General features: G+C 41.9%; 4 protein-coding genes. 1 reads left to right on the forward strand and 3 read right to left on the reverse strand.

Going from position 1 to position 3,699, the window contains the following annotated elements:
- Positions 1 to 338: 338 nt before the first annotated feature.
- Entirely contained in the window at positions 339 to 905 is a 567-nt protein-coding gene (locus tag F6J99_RS43185) for an ATP/GTP-binding protein (protein WP_365975397.1), read from the reverse strand.
- 252 nt (positions 906 to 1,157) lie between these two features.
- Positions 1,158 to 2,261 (reverse strand): saccharopine dehydrogenase NADP-binding domain-containing protein, encoded by a 1,104-nt coding sequence (locus F6J99_RS43190; protein ID WP_293123132.1) that lies wholly within the window; start codon positions 2,259 to 2,261, stop codon positions 1,158 to 1,160.
- A 565-nt stretch (positions 2,262 to 2,826) separates the two neighbouring features.
- On the opposite strand from F6J99_RS43190, the gene F6J99_RS43195 reads away from it, so the two are divergent.
- Positions 2,827 to 3,429: a LuxR family transcriptional regulator gene (locus F6J99_RS43195; RefSeq protein WP_293123134.1), complete on the forward strand. Its 603-nt coding sequence runs from the start codon at positions 2,827 to 2,829 to the stop codon at positions 3,427 to 3,429.
- 34 nt (positions 3,430 to 3,463) lie between these two features.
- On the opposite strand, the gene F6J99_RS43200 is transcribed toward F6J99_RS43195, so the two are convergent.
- Positions 3,464 to 3,586 carry a hypothetical protein gene (locus F6J99_RS43200; protein WP_293123136.1) on the reverse strand — a complete coding sequence of 41 codons (123 nt, stop codon included), beginning with the start codon at positions 3,584 to 3,586 and terminating at the stop codon, positions 3,464 to 3,466.
- Between the last annotated feature and the right edge of the window lie 113 nt (positions 3,587 to 3,699).

Below are 3,699 nucleotides of genomic sequence, written 5' to 3' on the forward strand. Positions count from 1 at the left end.
TTAAACTTCTGGATGTTTAGTAGTTGAGACTACATTTATAGATCAACTCTATAACGTTTACTTACTAAGCTTTTCAGCAAGTAGTCTGTTCAATCCGGAACACTTTTTTAGTGACGCTAATTAATGATTTATGTAGTTTTATAAACACAAATTACAGAACATGGCAGTTCTTAGAAACGATAATCCTTGGGGCGAAGTATTCGGCTAGCCAATGTGGGAGCAAACCAAGAATTTATGTGCGAATGCTTCGCCCTGACAAACGTCCTTTGTGCTATGGGTTTCGACCTGACAGGGGCTGGTCAGTTATTTGAGTTGAACGGCACTAGCTACTGACTTGTCTAGCAATCTAGGAGATCGATCAAAAGCACCAAAGCCTCAACTACTGAGGTTCGGTGATTGGGATTAACTATCACACTTGCGGGTTGATTGTGAGGGTTGCTATAACCGAGAGTTCTGATAATCTGCTCTGAGGTCATTGCCCCTGGACAATCCATATGGGTTAAACCAATAATCATGGGAACATTTACTCGCTCCTTCATAAACAGCAGAAGCTCACGAGAGTGGTTTAAACTGCTGGGTCGATGAACCGGCACCAGTACAATATAGGCGTGAGCTTCACGAATCAAAATATCCCACATGAAGTCAAAGCGAGATTGACCAGGAGTACCGTAGATGTGAACATTTAGATTGCTACCAAAGGTAAGGCTCCCAAAGTCAAAGGCAACGGTAGTTTTTTTCTTTAGCAGAAGTATTTCGTCGGTGGCTTTACGTTCTATTTCCACAGCTTCAACATTACTCGCTGTCCTCACAAAAGTAGATTTGCCAGCTCCTACAGTTCCGGTTACTACCACACGGACACTTTTCATGGGATTTACTCCACTAAGACTAGTTAATATTGAGTAGATTTCAGTCTTAGCAGATCAAAAACGTAAATTTGCGGCGTAAATCTTGTGATTTGAGTTAAACTCAGATCTTAAACCAAGTTTACAATTCACCTGTAAAGGTAGGCCACAGCGGATCTCAGAACAGGGAACAGTGATAAGATTTGACTATTTGAGGACTTAAATTGATTGTTATCACTGCCATTATTAAGTTTTTTGTACTGGTGTAAGATCTCAGTTAAAGGAGGATTATCAAAGCGGATTTGGTATCAACACTCAAGCTTCAACAGTATTAATCTCAAGTCCTCGACTTTGTATAATTTGATCAAATAACGGCGTAGATAGGGCTTGTTCCACCGGCCAAACTCCTGGTTTATTGAGTTGACCAGTAAGCAAGAGTTCAGCAATACTACCAGTACCCACCCCAGCAGCGACAGCAGTATTCTCATGGACTAAGGTTGAGCTAGCACGGGCTGATTTACCATCTTTGTAACCACTAACCTCTGAGCGAATTGCAACACCAACCCCACTAACGCGATCGCTTACATCGGTCATGATGTGGCTGACATGGGACAAAAACTCAATTCCAGCGGGATTTTTCAGCCAAGATGAGGGGAAGATGTGGGCAGCTATCCAGGTAAGATGATTATAAAAATCGGGAACTGAGCCAAATTTAGTGATGACGGTGTTAACGGGAAATGAGTCCACTAAGGTCAAGGCTTCTGGCATATCAAACCAGTAGACACCAGCTTTACCATAGGGAGTAGGGAATTGGATGGTTTCCCGTAGGCTATAAGGTTTCACGGTTTGCCACTGATTATTAATCCAAGCTTCAAAGGGTTCTTGCAATCCTAGAAAAGTAGTACGCATTACCGTCACTCCAGCACCACCAGAACCCGCAACTACATAGCTGAGGTGAATCCGTTCTGCAACATCTAACTGTTCTACATCGTGACGCACCATGCTATTGGAGATACCAGGAAAAATGCCAGAATTCACAATAGCGGTGACACCAGCAGCAGTAGCTTGTTCACGGAAGGCTAAGGCTTTACGGGTAAAAGCACGGTTGTCACTGACATCGAGATAGTTAACCCCTTGTTCGATGCAAGTGTTTAGGACAGTAGCGTCTCGGTACAGAAACGGACCAGCACAATGGATGACTAGGTTGTGAGATGCGATCGCATGTCTTAACCCCTCCTGATCAGCTAAGTCTAGAGGGATAAACTGCACGTGGGGCTGTAACTGTTGTGGCAATGCTAGGTCAAGTTTACCCTGACGTCCGGTAATCGTAATTTTCGCCTGAGTATGGGCAAGTAAGTCTTGCGCTACACTGTTCCCGATTCGTCCTTTGCCTCCTAGGATTAAAACCTGGTCTGTCATTAGATCATGTCCGCTTCAATACTTATCGCAGTTCTATCTTACGGTTCCTGGTTTCACTTAATTTCATGATTGGATTCAAGTCTAATTGAATTGTGTCCATTGGGTTTTACTAATAGTAAATTTTTGAACTCTAGGGATTTCTGTAGGAATTGTGATAATTTTTGATGCCATATTCCCTACTCCCTACTCCCTACTCCCTACTCCCTACTCCCTTTAACACTATAGCAATTTAAGAGATTGAAACTTAACAGAAGTCAGTCCGACTTTGGCTATATTCTTTCCCATCTTCCCCATCTTTAGCATCTTCTCCATCTCCATCTTCAGAAATTATCCCGATGTTGTGCAAACCCCTTCAGGGGATAGGCTTGACTTGCGCCATCTAGTTAAGTTTTGTTACAAAAATGCGACATTCTACATAAACGTTAAGGCTTAATCCTGATAAGTATTAAGACCCTTAACACTAGCAACTAACTACACTTTACCGCACATGACCTAGCTCCAAACTGATCAGTGCGAAATCGCCTCCCCACAGACTATCCAACTTTTTTTAGAATCGGTCTACAAGATGAATACTATCACTAACTCTTTAGAAAGAGCCAATACTCAAGCACAACAGTTAGATCAGGTTTTTTTACAAGGGATACTGGAAGGATTTATTGATGGCATTTTGATTCTGAGTACAAAAGGAAAGATACTTCATGCCAATGAATCTGCTCGCTTTCTGTTGGATAAACTCACACCAGACAGTAAACCATCTAATTTGGTGCCTAAACAAATCTGGCGTATCTGCCAAGCTTTGAAATACAGTTTTAAGTCCTATCATTCTCAGGCAGTTATTATAGATTCTCATCTTACTACGAGTCAGTCAAATACTGTTCGGATACGAGTTCGATGGCTCAAATTAGAGTTATCTAAAGAGCCTTGTATTTTAGTTACTCTTGAAGACCAACATCAATCCATTCAAAATCTAGTGCTTGCAGAAGTTTACCACTATGGTTTAACTCCTCGTGAAGCAGAAGTCTGGTTACTGCGTCGAGTCAATTATTCCTATAAAGACATTGCCGCTAAGCTATTCATTACCCTCAGCACAGTGAAGAAGCACATGAAAAATATTCATGCTAAACAGAAAATGGCTCTTTTTCTAGAGCATAATCTTGTTTCTGGATAAGGATAAATTTAATTTAAACTTAAAAGCTAAAGCCTTAAGCCAGTGCTTTGCAGCTAGACCAATGATTTGAAGCGAGCAGTTCTGGACTAGCTGCTGCATCTGGCTTACCAATTAGAGGAGTTGCACTCGGAGGGTTTGTTGTAGTCTGTAGCAACACCCGCGACTCAGGCAAACTCTTGTCAGGCTTACCTCAATCAATGTTAGGTATTGAACCATCAGACTAGACGAGGGCAAAATTCCCCTAACCGATCACCCCTTATTCATTTAGGA

It is taken from the genome of Moorena sp. SIO4G3, assembly GCF_010692305.1.
GTDB classification, from domain to species: Bacteria; Cyanobacteriota; Cyanobacteriia; order Cyanobacteriales; family Coleofasciculaceae; genus Moorena; species Moorena producens_A.

Excerpts from the sequence above, each read along its gene's own strand:
- F6J99_RS43190 (WP_293123132.1), bottom strand. The coding sequence starts at position 2,261 with ATGACAGACCAGGTTTTAATCCTAGGAGGCAAAGGACGAATCGGGAAC.
- F6J99_RS43195 (WP_293123134.1), top strand. The coding sequence starts at position 2,827 with ATGAATACTATCACTAACTCTTTAGAAAGAGCCAATACTCAAGCACAA.